Genomic DNA, 17397 nt, shown 5'->3' on the forward strand with positions numbered 1-17397 from the left:
AAACCAAGGTTTTGGAGAAACTTCGCCACGTCAGGAATATCCCCGCCGTTTTGGCTTTTCTGCATCGCCCCGGTAATTCGAGCATCATCCCCCGAGGCTACCGTTCCGGCAGTTGTTCCAACATTTCGCGTCGAGCTGTCACCCAGCTCTAAATTCTGCCGTGCTAATGCGGTATTGGGTAAGTCCGACAGGTTGCGATCTTTTGCCAGCCGTGCGCTCCCGTTATCCATCGCAATTTTAACGGCCTTCGATGTTGCCGCCTGCGATTCGCTGTCACTGGTCACACTGCTGCTGAGCTGCACAAACCCTTTCTCTGTCGTTGACGCATCCGGGTGATTACGTGACTGCTCATGCGCGCGCAACTGGCTGTCAACATACTGGCGTGTTGCCAGTACAACAGCTGGATCAATCTTCAACGTAACGGCTTCGGTGCTGCTGACAATCAGGATCACACGAATAACCTGAACGCGCCCGCTCCCCTCCTGCAACTGAGGCTTATAGGTTTCAGCGCAATTGGCAATCGCCACCATATCGCCATCTTTATCGAAAAGGCCGATCTCACGAATCCACCACCCGCCGACGTCTTCCGGTATGACCTGTTCCGCAATGATCTGGCTAGCGTTCGCCGGGTCCACCGTCAGCATATTCAGAGGGGCTCGGCGTAACTCATGTACGAGGGCAGTCTGTGCCGGATTCGGTGTAGGCAGTACACCATTGCCATCACCAACGGCCAACTGGGTAATCTCAACTTTCGTACCCAACGCCGTGGCTTTTGCCAGTTTTGCCGCCCCGATATTGGTCAACAGGGCAAGATATTTAGTCGCCACTTGCGATCTCCACGGTATCAATTAAATGGATTGCTGCGCCGGTGTAGTCATTGCCACCCACAGCGATGGTTTCAGGAAAATAGGGATATACCGTCAGCGTATCTCCCACGTAACACCCCGCCCCTATCTCGATATAACCCTGAGACTGAAGCGAAAGTGAAAGGCCGGTGAGGTGACGGCTTCTGGGTTTTGCATCGTCGATCAGGCGCTCAAGCTCCCGATAAGTTTCCTCGGTGATCCCCTCATCCTGAATGCCGATTTCAAGCCGGAAAGTGCCTGGCTCCTCGCCGTTCTGCCACCACTCAATCACCCTCAGCAAATAGCCGAAAGGTTCAACAACGCGCCTCAGCGCTGAAATCGTGCCTTTGTGACGATGGACAAGCCAGGAGGCTTTGATTACCTGCCTCTTGGTCTGTTCAGACCAGCGCTTATCCCAGCGATCAACAGACAACGCCCAGGCAAGATAGGGTAAAAACTCCACGGGGCATTCATCCGGATTCCAGAGCTTTCGAAGGTCGACAGGAATACCGCTGATCCGCGCCGTCGGTTTCTCCGCATTCCGCATGAAGGTGCTGGCTGAAGGCGGCAGGAGGCTGTTACTCATCCGTTCCCCCTACGTTGATGGTGTGCGAAATACACCGTGCCGCCTGGGTATCATCGATCACGATATCTTCCGGAGGGTTCAGCAAGACTACACGCTGCACCCCCTGCACATGCAGAGCGGCCATAATGGCCGAACGCGCAACATCGCGACCGATTTTTCCCTGCTCTGCCAGCCATGCCCGCAGTGCATCATCTGCCGCACTCAGGATCGGCTCAGATTCCGGCCCCGGATAGAGATAAAGCAGAGCGTCAATTTCATAATTCACAATCTCCGCTGACTGGACGGTTAGCCGGTCGGCGACAGGCCGCTTATCATCCGCTGAGAGCGTATCGTTTACCGTTGCGATCAGCTCGTCGCTCGCCGTGCCATCCCCTTCGGTAGACAGAATGGACACGACGACAACAGCGGGTGAGGGGCTGGTTGCCCTGGCATCTGCAACTTTTCCGCTGGCACTCTTCGCAAAATATTCGTATGCACCGGTAGGGCCAGCAACGCTCAACCCTTCAAAAGCGGATTGCGCGCGCAGACGCAGTGCGGTATCGCTTTCCATCTCTGCATCGGTGGTTTCGGTAGCCGGAATACGAACCAGGCGTTCGGTGTTCAGGTTACCCGCAAGGTTATCAAGATCGGTGGAGACGGAATGGCTCAACATGCAGGCCGCAGCCCCCTCATTGATTCGCTGGCGCAGCATTAATTCCCGGTAGGCAATCACCTGCGCCAGTATGGTCAGGGGTTCAGACTCAAGTTTTAACGCAGCGGCAACAGAAGCCTGTTGTTCATCAGGGAAAGCCGCGATCATGACGGCTTTGACATCCGCCAGAATCACTTCAAAATCCAGCGCCTCAATAATCTGCGGCGGCGGTAGCTGCGCCAAATCAACTGTTGCCATTGCTGCTTTTCCTGAGTGTTAAGGTTGTCGTCTGCTGTTCCATAGATTCCGTCAGCGTCCCTGACAATCCCGCCTCCACTGCTCCGGACTGCGAATAACGCACATCCACGATGCTCAGCATGATCCGCGGTTCCCATGTCGCCAGCGCAATAACCACCGCGCTCATCAGCTGCATGCGTGTAACGTCGTTTTGCGGACCATCAATCAGATCAGGAACGAGAGAGCCGTAGCCACGGCGCATGACCCGCGAGCCGATCGGGGTGTTAAGAATGTCACTGGCTGACTGCCACACGTGGGCGGCGTCCGTAAGCGTTCCCGTGCCATCAGGATTCATCCCGGTATAACGCACCGTCATCGCGTGCCCTCCGTCCAGCTTCCGCCACGCTGCACGGCACCATGACCATGATCATCAACCTGGACACCGTTTGAGATGAACGCACCGCCAGTGTGCGTAAAGTCCCCCTGCATTTTGCCGCCTTCCGTAACGGTGAAATTTTTGGTTTTCAGCATCTCGGTACACTCGACCAGTGGCGTTTCCAGTAAGACCTTAACCGACGCCTCAATCGTTGCTGATTTAATACCGCTGACCTGCAAAGCCCCTGCTTCTGCGTCATAGCGAAACTTCGCGCCATCCGGTGCGGTCACGATCATTTCTTTTGCCGATATGCCTGGCGCCGGATTGTCGTTGCTGTAAAGACTTCCCCCGATGATCGCAGCGGTAGTGTTACCCCCAAGGCACAGGAACCATACCTGCTCGCCAACAGACGGCGGCACCCAGAAGCTGAAAGCGCCTGCACGCTGTGCATTCCAGCGCAGCCAGGTGGAATCCAGCTCTCCGCTTTTTACCCTTACCCGCCACTTTTCCTCGTCAATCTCCGTCACCGTACCGGTGCGAACGATGTTTTCCAGCAGGCGAATGACTTCAGCCAGATCCATCAGCTCACCCCCAGAGAATCTATGACCTGCCGGGCAATAGCCATGCGGTCCGCCTTGCTCAGGCCGAGCAACTCACGGCGCGGATAGCTTGCCATCGCGCCACTGTCGTTTACCCGGTCCCGAAGTCCGTACTGGTGAACGCGGGCAATACGGGCAACTGCACCAGAAAAACCAACTACAGCCCCCTCAGAAGTGGCGCTTGCTTTCAGAAAACGAGCTGTGCGCAGTCGACGAAACATAGGATCGCTTTTCGTGGTATCGCGGCGCGTCTCGCTGGCGTTGAGTTCAAGGTAACGCTCAATATCCGCACGATAGAACGAACGCACGGCACCTTTCCCTTCATCAAATCCGGTCAGCATACGCCCGCGACTTCCACGGGTTGCCCGCCAGTTGCGCAGATGGCGCTCTTCCCCTTCCCAGATAAAGCCGATCTCAGCGCGTGACTTCAGTACGCGACGGCGGCGCTTCGGGTATTTCGTACCATCCGGAGCAGTCTGCTTACCGATGCGCTGGCTCTGACTTCGACGTAGGGCAGTCGCTATTCCGCGCGCTGTACGCAACCGGCGTGCTGGCGCCATTGCGGACAGGATGTCTGCAAAAACCTGATCGAGTTGATGAAACAGCGCGGCATCATCGGTCATGCCAGCTCTCCTCCGCCAAATACCACTTCCCACTCTCCGCCATTGATGCGCGGGCGGTCTTCGCTCAGGTGCTTCGCGACGGGCTTCCCGTCAAAGGTTTCCACCATGACGCGCTCCCAGACCGGCACCTTGAACAGAAGATCGGCCAGGTCGTCGCTGATAATGTCAGCGTCAAACTCCACCTTGCGGTTATTGTCAGGATTCAGCAGTAAATCAGGCTGATATTGCCAGGCCCAGGCCATGATCGGCAGCATCAGATCATCAACCGCCCCGGGGAATTCCACGGCGAGAATATTGATGGTGTAGAGGTACATGAAAGACGGTTCGCCGGTCGCTTCAATCCCGATATTGCCTTTTTCCACCCAGACGGTAATTTGCTCCGGGTTGGCCTTACACCAGGTGTTACCGGCTATCAGGGCTTCACGCATCAACTCTGCTTTTTTCACTTTATCCCCCTGGCGATTCGCCGCAGTTCCAGCTCTCTGATACCCGCCTTATCGGCGTTGCATGTGTCCAGCGCATCCAGCAGCGCATCGGACCACGGAGCGAGGCTCCCGTATGTCATTGGTTTTGGCGGTGCTGGCGTTTCAGTTTTTGCCGTCAGGCTTTCCGGTAAAGGTTCCTGAATAATCACCGGCGCTGACTTCGGCGGCTCGCTGGTACAGGCTGTCAGCCACACGGTCAGGCACAGGCACAGCGGCACATTTATCACCGGCCAGCTCAGTTTTGATATTTTCACGGCGCTTTTCCCCTGTATCGCTACGCTTCTGAGCCAGTGTTTTCAGACCAGCGGCCACTTCGTTCACGTCGTTACGTAACGCCCTGATCTCGGCCAGCACATCACCGGTTTGCTTAAGCTTCTGGCTGGCTTCTCCAAGTGCCGTCTCTGCGGCCTCTCGCTTACTGCTCTCCAGCGTCAGCCTGACGCCTGCGATGACCAGCAGAAGGGAAATAAAAACGGTAAATACACCCAGCGCTTTCATTTCGCCCCCTTCAGCTCAGGCTCTGAGAGGCACCAGTCCCGAAACTCTTCCCGGCGCTTTACCAGCCCCGGCAGACGATTTCCGCCGGAGTTGACAAAGTCTGTGAGTCGCTCGCAAACGCCCTGCCAGTTGCCATCCTGCGCATTGCGCCAGATTGTTGTTCTGACCTTCTGGCCCTTTTTGTTGGTGTACCAGCCAAGACCACCACAACCGACGTTAAATGCGCCGTCAGTCAGCGCTTCGAAAACCCGTTGTGGTGCAGCTGTGCCATTAAACTCGCGGTTTACGCATTTCTCAGCACGAAACAGGTCATTCACCCATCGCTCGGCGATCTCGCGCTCGGCGTATTCGCGGTTCTGCACGTTGCTGGTCGACCCCATGCCAACGGTCAGCACACCTGCCGGGCAGTAATACGGCGTCTTTCGGCAATCCTCGTATTTCGCCATCTTCAGCTGCGCTTCAGGACTTGTGCGCAGCGTCTGCGGCCAGAGTGCCGCTGCGAGAGAAACAATCGCCGCAACAGAACAGGCAATAATTCCTCTTTTCATCGCGGTGACTCCCTGATAGTCCGGATTAACTCCTTCACGTCCTGCCGGTTCTCGGTATCGTCCCGAATCGCATCGATCAATTCATTCAGCAGAACATTATTGGTTTCATGGATGCGGGACATCCGGCGGCGATGAAGCTCACCCAGCACGGCAACCACGATCCCGGTGAGCGCAGCAATGAAAGCCAGCCAGTCCTTCTGCGTCATCATGCCGACGCCCGTCAGCAGCATCGACCAGAGGTACACCGTCCAGTTCCAGAGGCGGTTTATCAGCTCCATAATTGAACAGTCTCCTTTGTCGCAGAGGTGTCGACGTCAGGCAGTTCAACTTCCTGCCCTGCATCAAGGAAGATCTGACCGGCCAGCGCATGATTCGCAGCCAGTACGATCTCGGTCACGCCCTGGGTGATGCCGTAGTGACGCTGACACAACAAATCCACTGTATCGCCCTGCAATGCCTTCACTTTCATCAGAACGCCTCCGCAGAGTTACGGACCACGCCCTGAATATCCGAGATAGCCCAGCGCGCATCACGCCAGTGATCATTCGCCTGGGTTGCGAGCGCGGCGGCGCGCTTTTCGCCCGCGTCGCCCGTGGTGTCAACATCGCGGAAAGTCTCGATCAGCAGGGCCCGCGAGATGCTGTAAACTGCGCGGCGCCAGCGATATACCTTTACGCTCTCGTCGTTAATCACCATGGCCGGTACAGCGGCTAAACTGGCATATCCGGCCCCGATCTGTTCAGCCTGCCATTGCTTCAGCTGGTCAGCTGTGTGGGCTACGGCTTCGATGACCACCTGCTTTAAACGCGAAGTGGTAACCGCACCGGTGATCCGCATCTCCTTACGGACGTTGCTCAGCACTATCTCGGGCCAGAACTCCCCGGCGGTGACTTTCTCTCCGCCGTCATCCACGTCCGGCACATCCTCCGCAGAGGGGGTAACTGTGCGAGGGGCCACAAGGCTCATCGTGTAGTCTCCAGAAAAGGTTGGCGGTGAGCGGACGGAGAAAAGCTAACGCGATGCGTTGCAGATCTCCGCCCGCGCCGCCAGCGCACGGGGCGCAAGTCGGTTATTTTTTATCGGCGGTGGGCTTTTTCGTCGTTGTTTTGCGGGCCGCCGTTTTACGTGTTGTGCTGCCAGGGTTGTTTTTGGCGGCTGGCTTTTTGGCAGCTGGCACCGTCACTTCCGGCGTTGCTGCAGCCTGATTATTGCCCTCTTCGCCCCCGCTCTGGTCTGCACCCTCACTGCCTGATGCATTCTCCGCAGAGGCTTTTTTTACCTGCCTGGCAAGCTTATCGATCAGCTTTTTCACCCCGGCGCCGGAGTCGAGATTCAGCGCGCGGCGCAACAGCTCCAGCGCAGTCGCCTGTTCATCCGCAGTGCCGTTGCACAATGCAAAAGCGCGGGCTTTATACAGCTTGGCCCGGACGACGTCTGGCATATCGCTGTTTTCAGTGATCTCCTGGACCTCATCGAGCACCGCCTGATATGGCTTAACATCAGTGCTGTCATCCGCCTTGACCTGCACCAGAATGGGATCGCAAATCTCATCGACCAGCGCTGTCGCTGCCGTGCGGTTAAACCGGTCTGGCATTGCCAGATTGTGCGCGATGACATACCGCCCGATGCGCACGGCCAGCGGATAATCCCGAATATCAATCGCCCAAATCATCAGGCGTGTGATCACTTCATCCTGTCGCCCGCTGTCTCCCTCCAGCGTTCCTTCAATCCACCCCTCATAATTGGGTAGCAGCTGGCGTTTAAGCGCGGCTTTTGCCTGTTCGCCCTGAATTTTCTTCAGCGCACTCATATCCATACGCATGCGGTGCAGAATTTGCTCGTGTGCAGTACGCGCCGTTTCTGACAGATGATCTGCCTTGCCATGGCGCTCAGCCATGACGCGTTGAAAATGTCGTTGTGCCGGTGTCAGCATTGTTTCTTCCCCGATGAACGGCGGGCCTAAGCCCGTCAGTGTGCGGTTATGCGCCGCCTTCCGGCGCCTCGGCAAAGGCAATGCCGTCAATGAATGCGACGTTGCCGTAGTCCTCGATCACAAAGTCATCATTCGATGACTGATAGGTCGCAATACGGTTGTATTCCGGCTCTTCCTTGATCGTCCTGCGCATTCCACCGCGCTGGTAGTACACGGACAGGTTTTTAAATGGCGTGATCAGTACGCCATTGACCGGGAAGTACGGCGCGATAAAGGTCGGCATATTGCCGACACGTTCTTGCGCGACAATCAGCTGACCGGCCAGCATTTCGGTGTTCGGGTTGGTCTGGCTCATGGCGTTAATCGCCGGGAAGTTGCCGGTGGTCAACAGGTCGCCCGCCAGGATCACCACGTTGTCAGGATTACGTTTGTGCCACTCATCCATCAGGCTGTTTTTGGCGTCATACACCGCCGCGCCCAGGTTGCCGTAAGTCCCTTTCGCAATAACCTTGTTATCTTCATCACGGGAGGTGATCGTGACGCCGGAAATCACGCGGTGTGAGGCTTCGGTACGGATTTTCTCCAGCCAGCCAATACCACAATCCTGTAACAGCGGGTTAGCCGCGCGGTCTGATGGATCGCTGTATTTGGTGCCGTTGAAACCGATCATGATGCGGTCAAGTGACATCTGGCGAGCCATCGCCTTGCTGATCAGGGGCTGGAATTCCGGCATATGCGCCCAGGTATCAAGCTGTTCATAGCTGATCCCGTAGTCGTAGTTGACCTTGCGGCACATATAATCAAACGGCTCCATTGAATGGTTAGCCCCTGGATTACGACGGTTGGTGGTGCTGTTGTTAACGCCAGCCATCGGGCCTTTGCTGCCAATCAGCACTTTCTGACCAATCTGCTGATTAACACCAAACACGTTAATTTTGCTCAGGAAAGAATCACTCTCCTTTGCGGCCTGCTCCATGCGCTGCTGACGCGCAGGGTCTACCGCAAATTTCGCAGCGACTGCCGCAGTCGATACGCCGTTTAAGCGCGCCTGTTGTGCAACGTACTGATCAAACAGCTGGCGGGTATTGTTTTCCATGTTCTCTGCTCTCGTAGTGGATATCAGTAATCAGCCAGCTGCGCGTTGGCGCCGCCGTTCGCAGGTGGTCGCTGACTGAAGGAAGCTTCAGTGCTCACCAGCTTCTGGCGCAGCTCCGCAAGCTCAGTGGTCAGCTTCTGGATAGCGGCCTTATCCTCCTGGCGCTCCTGCTCTGCGACACTGAAGCGATCAATTTGCTCGGATTGAGATTGCGCCACGGCCTCAACGACCTGATGCATCTGACTGAAGCGCTGATCGTCCGTTTTCTGACTTTTGCCAATAATGCTCATCACGCGATTAAACCACTTAGCACCTTCATCGCTGCGCTGGGCGGTCAGCTCGATCACCTCTGCTTCAAGCGCTTCGGTGAACATCGGCGCCTCACCCTGCTGGTTATTGAAGGCCATCACCGATGCACGCTGCTGTGAGGCAAATTTAAGACGCTCAGTACCCAGGCTCGCCGGGGTATCGGTCATTGCCAGCCCGACAACATAGGCTTTGCCGTTGAGGGCAAACTGCGGATGCAGCTCAATACTGGAATAGACTTTTTGCCCTTTGTCGGTCATCTGCACCATGCGCTCGGATGGTTCGATTTCGGCATAAAGCGCGGTACGCCCCGCCAGTGCACCTTCGGTGATGTCTTCGGTGCTGAGGGCTACCACATCCCCCATCGCGCCAAAATCGCTATTCGGGAACATAGAGAGGTAGTGCTCAATGTTGACCCGCGCGCCATACACCTCAGGGTTGTAATTTGCTGCCGCATCGCGAAGGTGCTGCGGTTGAATTTCGCGCCCGTCAACGGTATTTCCGGAGACGGCCACGCGAAACTTCTTACGTGGTTTTGCTGTGCCTGCCATGTTCGTTTACTCGCTTGTTTTCTGAGTTCCCGGAGATGATGGCAGGGGGACGCATCCCCTCTCAACGCGTTGTTGTTGTGAGCGGAGCACTACAACCTAAAGCGAGCGCAAGGGTACGCGCGCGCGGGTTAATCTCCCCGGCAGGAAGCGAGGAGGATTAATGGCGATTGAAGAAGCATTCATCATGCAGCGTGCACGACAGCTTTACTGGCAGGGCTACCCGCCAGCAGAGATCGCACGCCTGATGGGGATCAACCAGAACACGGTTTACTCATGGAAAAAGCGAGATGAATGGGACGCCACACCGCCGATCCAGCGCGTGACAACATCCATTGATGCCAGGCTAATTCAGCTCACTGGCAAAGACAAAAAGACCGGCGGTGATTTCAAAGAGATTGACCTGCTCACCCGTCAGCTGAAAAAGCTGGATAACGGCACAGCAGCCACCCAGCCGAAGAAAAAGATCCGCAAAAAGCAAAACTATTTCTCAGAGTCGCAGATTGCCGCGCTGCGGGAGAACATTCTCGGCTCTCTGCACTGGCACCAGAAAGGGTGGTATGACAATCACCACTGGCGCAACCGCATGATCCTGAAAAGCCGTCAGGTTGGCGCGACGTGGTATTTCGCACGTGAAGCTCTGGTGCGCGCCCTGTCTGAGGATGTGAAATATAAGCATCAGCGCAACCAAATCTTTTTATCGGCAAGCCGCCGCCAGGCGTACCAGTTTCGAAGTTTCATTCGCTCGGCCGCTGAAGAAGTAGATGTAGAGCTTAAGGGCGGCGACATGATCCAGCTGTTCAACGGCGCCGAGCTGCATTTTCTTGGCACGTCAGCGGCTACCGCTCAGTCATACACGGGCAACCTGTATTTCGACGAATTCTTTTGGGTAGGCCAGTTTGCCAACCTGAAAAAAGTCGCGGGCGCCATGGCAACGCTAAAAGGCCTAACGCGTACCTATTTCTCCACCCCTTCAGCCGAAAGCCATGAGGCTTATCCATTCTGGACAGGTGAAGCATTTAACAAAGGTCGCAGCCATGGCAAGCGCATTGAGTTTGATACATCCTGGAAAACGCTTAACAGCGGCCTGATGTGCCCGGACAAGATCTGGAGGCAGATTGTCACGTTGCAGGATGCTATCGACCATGGATGGGATCTGACTGATATCGACGAAATCCGGGAAGAGAACAGCCCGGAGGAATACGACAACCTGTACGGATGCCAGTTCATCAAAAGCGGTGAAAGCGCCTTTGACTATAACAGGCTACTGGCATGCGGCGCTGATGGTTATGACGACTGGCCCGACTGGCGGCCATATGCGGCCCGCCCCATGGCTGATCGTCCCGTCTGGATTGGCTATGACCCGAACGGCGCCAGCGGCAAGGGGGACAGTGGAGCCATATCCGTTAACGCTGTGCCGATGGTGCCCGGCGGCAAGTTCCGCACGATTGAGACACTACGCATACGAGGGATGGAGTTCGAAGAGCAGGCCAATCTCATTATCGGCATGCTCACCCGGTACAACGTGCAGCACATTGGGATCGATGGCACCGGTATTGGTGAAGCGGTTTATCAGCTGGTTAAAAAGCATTTCCCGGCAGCGGTTTGTTACCAGTTCTCACCGTCCAGCAAGCGAATGCTCGTGCTGAAGATGCAACAGCTGATTCGTGGCGGGCGCTGGGAGTTTGATCGTGGTGAGCTTGACCTGGTTGGTGCATTCAACTCTGTCCGCAAGATCGTTACCCCTGGAGGCGTTGTCACTTACGACACGGACCGCTCTCGCGGCGTCAGTCATGGCGATCTCGCATGGGCGACGATGCTTGCCACCATTAACGAACCGCTGGGACAAGAAGGCGGCAGCAGTATGACAGTTACGGAGTATTAACCTTGAGCAAACAAAGACCCACACGCGGCAGGAAGTATGCCAGGGAGCAGGCAGATCTCGCCGCCTCACTGAAAGCGTCACCGGAGCTGAACTCATTCACCTTCGACGGCCCATGGCCGGTGAGTGGTGCCAGCGACCTGCTTGATAACATGTATTGCGCAGACAACGGGCGATACTACGAAACCCCTATTGACTGGTATGGCCTCGCCCGTCAGTTTGGCTATGCGAGCTGGCACCAGTCGGCGCTTTATTTCAAGCGCAATGTCCTTGCCGGATGCTTTATCCCGCACAAACTTCTTTCCCGCCAGGTGTTCTCCGCCTTCGCACTGGACTGGTTTGTCTTCGGGAATGGCTATCTTGAGATGCGAAAAAACCGGCTTGGTGGTTCCTTTGGCTTTCGTCACTCGCTGGCGAAATACACACGCCGTGGTTCTGACCTGGACACTTACTGGTTTATTCAGGCCGGGCTACAGGATCACATGTTTTCAACGGGTTCGGTATGTCACGTTCTCAGCCCGGATATTCACCAGGAAATATACGGCATGCCTGAGTATTTCGCTGGCCTGCTGTCTGCAAACCTGGCCCATTCTGCTGACAAGTTCAGAAAGCTCTACTACGACAACGGCTCGCACGCTGGCTGCATCGTCTACGTTAACAGCGCGATGGCCGACCAGGAGAGCCTTGATAAGCTCAAAAAGACGCTGACGGATACCCGCCGCGGCGGGGCGTTTAAGAACATCCTTCTGCACGCACCTAACGGCGGCAAAGACTCCGTGCAAATACTGCCATTCAGCCAAATATCGGCTAAGGATGAGTTTGTGGGGGTGAAGTCTTCCACCCGCGATGACATGCTGGCAGCGCACCGGGTGCCGCCGCAACTGATGGGAGCCATTCCGGAAGGGAACGGTTCATTCGGTGATATTGAGAAAGCGGCTCGCGTGTTCGCCGTCAACGAGCTGACACCCTGCATGGAGGCCATGAAGCATGTTAACGACTGGCTGGGTGAGGAGGTGATTCGCTTCAACCCTTACGCATTGCTTGAACCCACGAAGTGATCTCCTGGCCGCATCGTCATTTCTGGCGGTGCGGTACCACCCGCAGCACCATCATTTCCGGCCATATCGGACACTCGCGAAACACAAATAAACCACACCCCCTACCAGACGCAGCCAGCGGGCTTCTGGCGCGACTTCTCTCGCGCTGCCGCTTCGCTCAACCATCAACATGAGCGCCCGACAGGCGGCGAATGGCGGAGGATATGACCCCCTGCCTGCCCCCCCCCTTTGCGCGCGCTTGCTCCCCCGCCTCGCCTGCGCGCTAAACCGACCTCTTTTTGTGCACTTTGTGCAGGCCGCCCAGGCCCCGCCAGCGCTGGGGCGGCATGGGAAAAACGTTGTTTCAAAAATTGTGCAAATTTGTGCATCTTTTTGCATCCGCGCGGCCCCCATTTTTACCCCTGATCAACCTCGCCGAGCGCCACCATGATCGCCAGGCGCTCAGCAGGCGGTAACGCTGCAAATTTTTCCTTCCAGCGCTGCGCTTTTCGTTTGATTCGATAGCGATCATTGTAATTTTTACCTGCAAAAGTATGCGAATAAGCGCGCCCCTCCTGGTAGTTCATCCAGATTTTCTCCGTCCTCACCCCGCCGCGCGTCATCGCCTGAAACTCTTTGCTGCGCCAGCCCACTAACATTTCGTCATAAAGCTGCGACGGATAGCCAGAAAGGATAACGCTGACGTTCTCCGGCAGACTCATCAGGCAGGCTAACAGACGCTCATGATCGGCAACGGTATATTCATGACGGTACCGGGCGCGACTGGTGCGCGTTTCTGGCAGATAGGGAGGATCGGAATAGACCAGCACGCGGCCATGTCGAGTAAAGTCTTCTCTTTCCAGAAACCCTACAGCATCACCGTGATACAGGTGCAACAGAGGCGGAGTTTCCCCCATCTCTGACCAGCGATTTCGGGTTAACTTAAAAGCACTTTCATCAACATCAATTCCAATCGTCCTGGCTGCGAGTGGCTTGTAAAACATTACCGCACCACTGCCCAGGTGCGTTTCAATGTAGGTATCATGCGGAGGCATTTCAGCAATAATCTTTTGATAAACCCCACTCGCCGCCTTACTTCCCAGATAGCTCATAGCTTCCTCACTTTCAAAAAAACAAACCTGCAGCACCGCCAAAAATGACGGCGCTCGATAGAATGGCCAGCACAGTCAAAAGCGACCATGCTTCACTGGAGGAGCAGAGAGCCTTACCCGCAGCCCTTCGATAATTTCGGGCGCATACTCCCATTTTCCATCTGGCGCAATCATGGCGCCCGCGGAGATGCCGGAAGCCGGATCGCGGAAAATTGCCAATCCAAGTGGATGAAGGATTTCAGCGTTAATGCGGACAATAAGACCGAGCGCTGATAGCTCATTCCAGTCCAGCCAGTCGAAGCCGAAGATTTTTTCACGCCCCGCCGGGATGACTGGCAGCTCAAGCGCTGGCCTCTTCCCTTTAATGCCTTGAAAATAAGTCATTCCTACCTGCCTAGACTTGTAAACGATGGCTTTCGCTCTGCCCTTGCTCTTGTTTTTCCTTCTCTGTGCCCTGTTTGCTGTCTTCGTTTTTCTGGTGTCTGAGTGCTTCATTTTTACCTCTCATTTTTCCGTTTAACTGCCTTCTTCCAGCGCGTGACCAGGTCACACACCGCCACATATTCAGAAGTTGATTTATCTTTCTCACCTGCGCGCCACGCCCTTACTTCACGTAACCGGCCACCGTCAGCCGCCAGCATCCCTCCGCCGTGGCGAATGCTGGCACCGGCGGCTATTGACCGAACAACGTCATCACTGACGAATATCCGACAGCTACGCAGCTGCGCGCCGATATTGCTGATCAGCTCTTCGGGGATGCTGTTTATCTGTGATGCTTCTTTTTGTTGCGCTTGTTGCAGTGCGGCCCCGGCTTTTTTCTTCTGGTATTCCTCAACAGCTGCGGCGTAGTTATTCGCGCGCCGCTCGGCTTCAGCCCGCAGCTGTTCGCGCCAACGCTGTTCCGCCTCTTCCGGTGTCAGGCTCATATCTTTCGCAGCGACCACTTTTGGCCCCCACGCCAACGCAGTTTCATCATCAACAGACGTGCGCAGGCCGCGCGCGGTTCGCTCGAAGGCATGATCTGAGCTTTCACGGCCAAAGTTTTTCAGTCTGCTGGTGATTTCCTGCCGCTGCTGGCGTGAATATCGGCGCAAATCTTCGATATTCAGCGGAAGTTCTGTCATCTGACTGTCCGGGTGATCAATACCGGCATGCATCGTCGGTTTTGACGGTGTGGTACCAGCTGGCACCGCCACTTTTAACGGTGGTTTTTCGTCCGTTCCGGAGCGCCCCGTACAGTTATTGACAGAACTCCGAGGGGCCGCTGCGCGGCCTTCTAAGGTCAAAATCTCGACCGGCGACGGCTTACGCTTCGGCACAATCTTGTAATCGGTGGTGCGGGTGAAAATGACTGATTCGCTGCCCGCATAAGGGCAATAAACGCCAGTAATTTTGGCGACCGTGTCACCATAATCGTTGCCGTTTTCGGTGAATTCATAGTTAAGGCGAACGCGCAGACAATCGCGCGCGACAAATGGCCCGCCCTGAGCATTGGTATATCCCGGCCAGTCTGGTGCATCGGCTGCGGCGCGTGCCGCTTCCAGCTCCGGATGCAATACCAGCTCACGGTTACCTAACCGGCGCAGCTCCCGCCAGGTTGTCACCGGCGCGCCGCCAATCTGCTGAAACTGGCGGATATTCCAGCGTGAAGCCCAGGCGCGCACGCGCTTTGCCATTTCCCTGACGGGCTGGCCTGACTCAAGATCAAGCTCCCCATCCATTCCGTAGCCGTCGATATTTTTGGAGATGTATTTGGCGATGTAGCCCGTCGCCGATCCAAATTGCTCGTCGATTGGCTTAACGGTAAAGCGGTGCTCCTGTGCCCCTGGCTCCTGCCCGTTTTCTCTCATGGCATGCTTGCGGAAAATGGCTGTTGCATATTCCACTTCTTCAGGTCGGAGGAAGAGCAACAGGTGCCAGTGAGGGGTTCCATCGTGGTGAGGCTCGGCAACACGAAAACCAAACGTGCGAATACCTTCTCGACTCCATTTGGCTCTGACGCGCGCCCAGACTTTGCAAAGGTATTTTTGCGTCTGACGCGGGCTGGCGTGCTGGTACTTATCGTTTCGCCTGCCTGATTCAACATGCGTTGAGTGGTAACGCGACGGCGCTGTCAGCGTGTAGAACATGCCAACCAGCCCCATTTCATTCGCCATATCCTCAAACCCGCGCATGCGCACCATCAGCTCATGCCGCGCGATCTTCGGGTTGGATACGCTTCCCATCACCTTATCCAGTAATGAGCTGCGCTCGCCGGTGTCCTGGTCTTCCAGCTCCATCGCCTGAAGGAATTCGAAGTTCGCTTTTTTTTGCGCCACCCATTCCCTGAAACAGGGATCAGAGCAATAGGGTGAAGCCACTTTGCTGACATAGCCGGTCGCGATCATAAGATGTTCGCGCCAGCAGTCATGGATGCGGCGGATTTTGTTAAGCCACCATTTTTCGGAATGAAGTCTGCCAGCGGCACGTAGCGCCTCGTCGGCGTCCAGTTCTTCATCGCAATAACGCGCCCATCCGGGGATGGCGATATTGAGCGTCGCCGCTTTGCTCGCTATAGCCCCGTACGCGTAAATCGACGAAAACTCGAGATCGGATGTTTGCTCATACTGAAAATCAAACTCGCGCATAAACTCGCTTTTCATCAGATTCGCAAGCTTATACGCCAGTCTTTTCAGGCGTTTTTTGTCCGCCCACGGCAACAGATGAAATTCATCACGCAGCGGAAGAAGTAGCGCCGGGAGCGTACTTTGTGGGAGATACTGCGCGTTAACCGCATCAACACGGCGTAAAACATGCCGCTCAAACGTACCGAACAGCCAGCGCACGATGTCTTTTGGCTTGCTGCGTTCGAGGTTTTCAAGGTGCTGCGAGAAGCGCTTACGGATAAACGCCGGGAGCGTTTGCACCCGGCGGCGGAGGTAGTTAGCTCGGCCATTGCGATCAAATGCCTCACGCGCACCGCCCTCGCGAGGGCGCAATGGTGTGCGATAGACCGTATCAACCAGATCGCCATAAGCGAGCGCCCTGCGCTCGCCTTTCGGTGTCAGATACTCAATGGCTGAACTTTCGGTTTTATGGGGGTTGATGGCCTGCCGTTTGGTATTCCATTCCCATGCTAACGCGGCGAGATCAGACATAACTCACCGTCGCCATATAAGCACTTATGAATGCCGCCGCCGCTTCGATGTTGATGGCGTTTCCGTAGGTGCGCAATCTTCCCACTCTGGCGGGAACCCCATTAACCAGAGGCTTAAGGCCGGGTTTAACTGGCCTCCACTTTCCATCTCTGCAAAACAGCCAGTCAGAAGCTCCCCAGAAGCCGTTAACCGCGCCGGGCCTGCTATCTGTGCTACCACATCCAGCGTGTCCGTTGACAGTTTCCCATTCCTCAGTCTGCCCCCCTGATAACCGCCCTTTCCATCCCTCGCCGCCGGGGTGGGCCAGCCCGCAAGACAAGCAAAGTCCTGTAAGTTCGATTGGCGCCCAGCAAGCTTCCTGGCGATCACCTTCTCGGCATCCTGATAAGCGTTCTTCGTATTGCTCGCTGTTGGTGCCGGCCAGCCAGTAAGTGCGCTCCCGGATGTGCGGCGCACCGACGCCCGCAGACGGAAACGCCGACGCCCCGAAGGCATATCCCAAACTTTCCATGTCAGTTTGTACAAGGTCGATCCAGTCTTCAGCATCTTTACTTGAAGACTGTTCGCCAAATACCACGACAGGGCGGCGCTGGCCGATAAGCCAATGTGTGGAGGGCCATAAGTGCCGCTCGTCAGCAAACCCAAGTCCTTTGCCTGCCGCGCTGAAAGGTTGGCAAGGGCATGACGCTGTCCATACTGGACGATCATCGGGCCAGCCTGCGCGACGCAATGCGAGTGACCATCCGCCAATTCCGGCGAAGAAATGGCATTGTCTGAAACCTTTGAGATCATTCGGGGTTACATCCTCAATTGAGCGTGTATCAACAACACCAGGCGCTATATGCCCGGCGTCGATTAAGTTGCGCAGATGCTGCGCTGCGTGAGGGTCGATTTCGTTGTAATAAGCCGTCATCGCGC

General features: G+C 55.9%; 22 protein-coding genes. 2 read left to right on the top strand and 20 right to left on the bottom strand.

Translation table 11 applies throughout. The features are described 5' to 3' along the window. The 16 genes from GYRE_RS04240 to GYRE_RS04315 all read right to left on the bottom strand — a co-directional run. On the bottom strand, positions 1 to 827 hold an 827-nt coding region (locus GYRE_RS04240), incomplete at its 3' end, for a phage tail protein (RefSeq protein ID WP_248782256.1). Then, positions 817 to 1431 carry a phage tail protein I gene (locus GYRE_RS04245; RefSeq protein ID WP_038253316.1) on the bottom strand — a complete coding sequence of 205 codons (615 nt, stop codon included), beginning with the start codon at positions 1429 to 1431 and terminating at the stop codon, positions 817 to 819. The genes GYRE_RS04240 and GYRE_RS04245, both read right to left, overlap by 11 nt. Continuing rightward, positions 1424 to 2320 carry a baseplate assembly protein gene (locus GYRE_RS04250; RefSeq protein ID WP_038253319.1) on the bottom strand — a complete coding sequence of 299 codons (897 nt, stop codon included), beginning with the start codon at positions 2318 to 2320 and terminating at the stop codon, positions 1424 to 1426. Before GYRE_RS04250 ends, GYRE_RS04245 begins: the two co-directional genes overlap by 8 nt. Then, positions 2307 to 2675, bottom strand: a complete 369-nt coding sequence (locus GYRE_RS04255; RefSeq protein ID WP_038253322.1) for a GPW/gp25 family protein — start codon at positions 2673 to 2675, stop codon at positions 2307 to 2309. Before GYRE_RS04255 ends, GYRE_RS04250 begins: the two co-directional genes overlap by 14 nt. Then, positions 2672 to 3256, bottom strand: coding sequence for a phage baseplate assembly protein V (locus tag GYRE_RS04260; protein ID WP_038253325.1), 585 nt, complete (start codon positions 3254 to 3256; stop codon positions 2672 to 2674). The genes GYRE_RS04255 and GYRE_RS04260 overlap by 4 nt, the downstream gene beginning before the upstream one ends. Continuing rightward, a complete protein-coding gene (locus GYRE_RS04265) occupies positions 3256 to 3897 on the bottom strand; it encodes a phage virion morphogenesis protein (protein WP_038253328.1) in 642 nt (213 codons plus the stop codon). Before GYRE_RS04265 ends, GYRE_RS04260 begins: the two co-directional genes overlap by 1 nt. Then, the gene (locus GYRE_RS04270) at positions 3894 to 4343 is read right to left on the bottom strand and encodes a phage tail protein (RefSeq protein WP_038253331.1); all 450 of its coding nucleotides are present in this window, start codon (positions 4341 to 4343) and stop codon (positions 3894 to 3896) included. The genes GYRE_RS04265 and GYRE_RS04270 overlap by 4 nt, the downstream gene beginning before the upstream one ends. Further along, positions 4340 to 4600, bottom strand: a complete 261-nt coding sequence (gene lysC / locus GYRE_RS25270) for an Rz1-like lysis system protein LysC (RefSeq protein ID WP_001446295.1) — start codon at positions 4598 to 4600, stop codon at positions 4340 to 4342. The genes GYRE_RS04270 and lysC overlap by 4 nt, the downstream gene beginning before the upstream one ends. Then, positions 4485 to 4880, bottom strand: coding sequence for a hypothetical protein (locus tag GYRE_RS24210; protein ID WP_038253336.1), 396 nt, complete (start codon positions 4878 to 4880; stop codon positions 4485 to 4487). Before GYRE_RS24210 ends, lysC begins: the two co-directional genes overlap by 116 nt. Continuing rightward, on the bottom strand, positions 4877 to 5428 hold the full coding sequence (locus GYRE_RS04285; RefSeq protein WP_038253339.1) for a lysozyme: 552 nt from the start codon (positions 5426 to 5428) through the stop codon (positions 4877 to 4879). Before GYRE_RS04285 ends, GYRE_RS24210 begins: the two co-directional genes overlap by 4 nt. Beyond that, entirely contained in the window at positions 5425 to 5706 is a 282-nt protein-coding gene (locus tag GYRE_RS04290) for a hypothetical protein (protein WP_000420349.1), read from the bottom strand. The genes GYRE_RS04285 and GYRE_RS04290 overlap by 4 nt, the downstream gene beginning before the upstream one ends. Then, on the bottom strand, positions 5697 to 5897 hold the full coding sequence (locus GYRE_RS04295; RefSeq protein ID WP_000864915.1) for a tail protein X: 201 nt from the start codon (positions 5895 to 5897) through the stop codon (positions 5697 to 5699). Before GYRE_RS04295 ends, GYRE_RS04290 begins: the two co-directional genes overlap by 10 nt. After that, positions 5897 to 6394 (bottom strand): head completion/stabilization protein, encoded by a 498-nt coding sequence (locus GYRE_RS04300; protein ID WP_038253350.1) that lies wholly within the window; start codon positions 6392 to 6394, stop codon positions 5897 to 5899. The genes GYRE_RS04295 and GYRE_RS04300 overlap by 1 nt, the downstream gene beginning before the upstream one ends. A 103-nt stretch (positions 6395 to 6497) precedes the next feature. Continuing rightward, positions 6498 to 7361, bottom strand: coding sequence for a phage terminase small subunit (gene gpM / locus GYRE_RS04305; RefSeq protein WP_038253352.1), 864 nt, complete (start codon positions 7359 to 7361; stop codon positions 6498 to 6500). 46 nt (positions 7362 to 7407) lie between these two features. Further along, on the bottom strand, positions 7408 to 8457 hold the full coding sequence (locus GYRE_RS04310; RefSeq protein ID WP_038253355.1) for a phage major capsid protein, P2 family: 1050 nt from the start codon (positions 8455 to 8457) through the stop codon (positions 7408 to 7410). A 23-nt stretch (positions 8458 to 8480) separates the two neighbouring features. Continuing rightward, positions 8481 to 9314, bottom strand: a complete 834-nt coding sequence (locus GYRE_RS04315) for a GPO family capsid scaffolding protein (RefSeq protein WP_038253359.1) — start codon at positions 9312 to 9314, stop codon at positions 8481 to 8483. Between the two features lie 160 nt (positions 9315 to 9474). On the opposite strand from GYRE_RS04315, the gene GYRE_RS04320 reads away from it, so the two are divergent. After that, on the top strand, positions 9475 to 11196 hold the full coding sequence (locus GYRE_RS04320) for a terminase large subunit domain-containing protein (protein WP_008500365.1): 1722 nt from the start codon (positions 9475 to 9477) through the stop codon (positions 11194 to 11196). A 2-nt stretch (positions 11197 to 11198) separates the two neighbouring features. Further along, entirely contained in the window at positions 11199 to 12251 is a 1053-nt protein-coding gene (locus GYRE_RS04325; RefSeq protein ID WP_000043651.1) for a phage portal protein, read from the top strand. Positions 12252 to 12646: 395 nt separating this feature from the next. Here GYRE_RS04325 and GYRE_RS04335 read toward each other — a convergent pair whose 3' ends face one another. The 4 genes from GYRE_RS04335 to GYRE_RS04350 all read right to left on the bottom strand — a co-directional run bounded on the left by GYRE_RS04335 (position 12647) and on the right by GYRE_RS04350 (position 17392). Further along, positions 12647 to 13342, bottom strand: coding sequence for a DNA adenine methylase (locus GYRE_RS04335; RefSeq protein ID WP_038253367.1), 696 nt, complete (start codon positions 13340 to 13342; stop codon positions 12647 to 12649). A 75-nt stretch (positions 13343 to 13417) separates the two neighbouring features. Then, positions 13418 to 13837, bottom strand: a complete 420-nt coding sequence (locus GYRE_RS24810; RefSeq protein ID WP_038253369.1) for a DUF7415 domain-containing protein — start codon at positions 13835 to 13837, stop codon at positions 13418 to 13420. A 2-nt stretch (positions 13838 to 13839) separates the two neighbouring features. After that, the gene (locus GYRE_RS04345; protein ID WP_038253372.1) at positions 13840 to 16479 is read right to left on the bottom strand and encodes a replication endonuclease; all 2640 of its coding nucleotides are present in this window, start codon (positions 16477 to 16479) and stop codon (positions 13840 to 13842) included. Then, positions 16472 to 17392, bottom strand: a complete 921-nt coding sequence (locus GYRE_RS04350) for a DNA cytosine methyltransferase (RefSeq protein ID WP_072009043.1) — start codon at positions 17390 to 17392, stop codon at positions 16472 to 16474. Before GYRE_RS04350 ends, GYRE_RS04345 begins: the two co-directional genes overlap by 8 nt. Positions 17393 to 17397 lie beyond the last annotated feature (5 nt).

This window comes from Yokenella regensburgei ATCC 49455 (assembly GCF_000735455.1).
Lineage (GTDB): Bacteria > Pseudomonadota > Gammaproteobacteria > Enterobacterales > Enterobacteriaceae > Yokenella > Yokenella regensburgei.

What these genes read in the sequence shown, in the direction of transcription:
- GYRE_RS04245 (WP_038253316.1), bottom strand. Translation starts at nt 1,431, where the DNA reads ATGAGTAACAGCCTCCTGCCGCCTTCAGCCAGCACCTTCATGCGGAAT.
- GYRE_RS04250 (WP_038253319.1), bottom strand. Translation starts at nt 2,320, where the DNA reads ATGGCAACAGTTGATTTGGCGCAGCTACCGCCGCCGCAGATTATTGAG.
- GYRE_RS04255 (WP_038253322.1), bottom strand. Translation starts at nt 2,675, where the DNA reads ATGACGGTGCGTTATACCGGGATGAATCCTGATGGCACGGGAACGCTT.
- GYRE_RS04260 (WP_038253325.1), bottom strand. Translation starts at nt 3,256, where the DNA reads ATGGATCTGGCTGAAGTCATTCGCCTGCTGGAAAACATCGTTCGCACC.
- GYRE_RS04265 (WP_038253328.1), bottom strand. Translation starts at nt 3,897, where the DNA reads ATGACCGATGATGCCGCGCTGTTTCATCAACTCGATCAGGTTTTTGCA.
- GYRE_RS24210 (WP_038253336.1), bottom strand. Translation starts at nt 4,880, where the DNA reads ATGAAAGCGCTGGGTGTATTTACCGTTTTTATTTCCCTTCTGCTGGTC.
- GYRE_RS04285 (WP_038253339.1), bottom strand. Translation starts at nt 5,428, where the DNA reads ATGAAAAGAGGAATTATTGCCTGTTCTGTTGCGGCGATTGTTTCTCTC.
- GYRE_RS04290 (WP_000420349.1), bottom strand. Translation starts at nt 5,706, where the DNA reads ATGGAGCTGATAAACCGCCTCTGGAACTGGACGGTGTACCTCTGGTCG.
- GYRE_RS04295 (WP_000864915.1), bottom strand. Translation starts at nt 5,897, where the DNA reads ATGAAAGTGAAGGCATTGCAGGGCGATACAGTGGATTTGTTGTGTCAG.
- GYRE_RS04300 (WP_038253350.1), bottom strand. Translation starts at nt 6,394, where the DNA reads ATGAGCCTTGTGGCCCCTCGCACAGTTACCCCCTCTGCGGAGGATGTG.
- gpM (WP_038253352.1), bottom strand. Translation starts at nt 7,361, where the DNA reads ATGCTGACACCGGCACAACGACATTTTCAACGCGTCATGGCTGAGCGC.
- GYRE_RS04310 (WP_038253355.1), bottom strand. Translation starts at nt 8,457, where the DNA reads ATGGAAAACAATACCCGCCAGCTGTTTGATCAGTACGTTGCACAACAG.
- GYRE_RS04315 (WP_038253359.1), bottom strand. Translation starts at nt 9,314, where the DNA reads ATGGCAGGCACAGCAAAACCACGTAAGAAGTTTCGCGTGGCCGTCTCC.
- GYRE_RS04320 (WP_008500365.1), top strand. Translation starts at nt 9,475, where the DNA reads ATGGCGATTGAAGAAGCATTCATCATGCAGCGTGCACGACAGCTTTAC.
- GYRE_RS04335 (WP_038253367.1), bottom strand. Translation starts at nt 13,342, where the DNA reads ATGAGCTATCTGGGAAGTAAGGCGGCGAGTGGGGTTTATCAAAAGATT.
- GYRE_RS24810 (WP_038253369.1), bottom strand. Translation starts at nt 13,837, where the DNA reads ATGAAGCACTCAGACACCAGAAAAACGAAGACAGCAAACAGGGCACAG.
- GYRE_RS04345 (WP_038253372.1), bottom strand. Translation starts at nt 16,479, where the DNA reads ATGTCTGATCTCGCCGCGTTAGCATGGGAATGGAATACCAAACGGCAG.
- GYRE_RS04350 (WP_072009043.1), bottom strand. Translation starts at nt 17,392, where the DNA reads ATGACGGCTTATTACAACGAAATCGACCCTCACGCAGCGCAGCATCTG.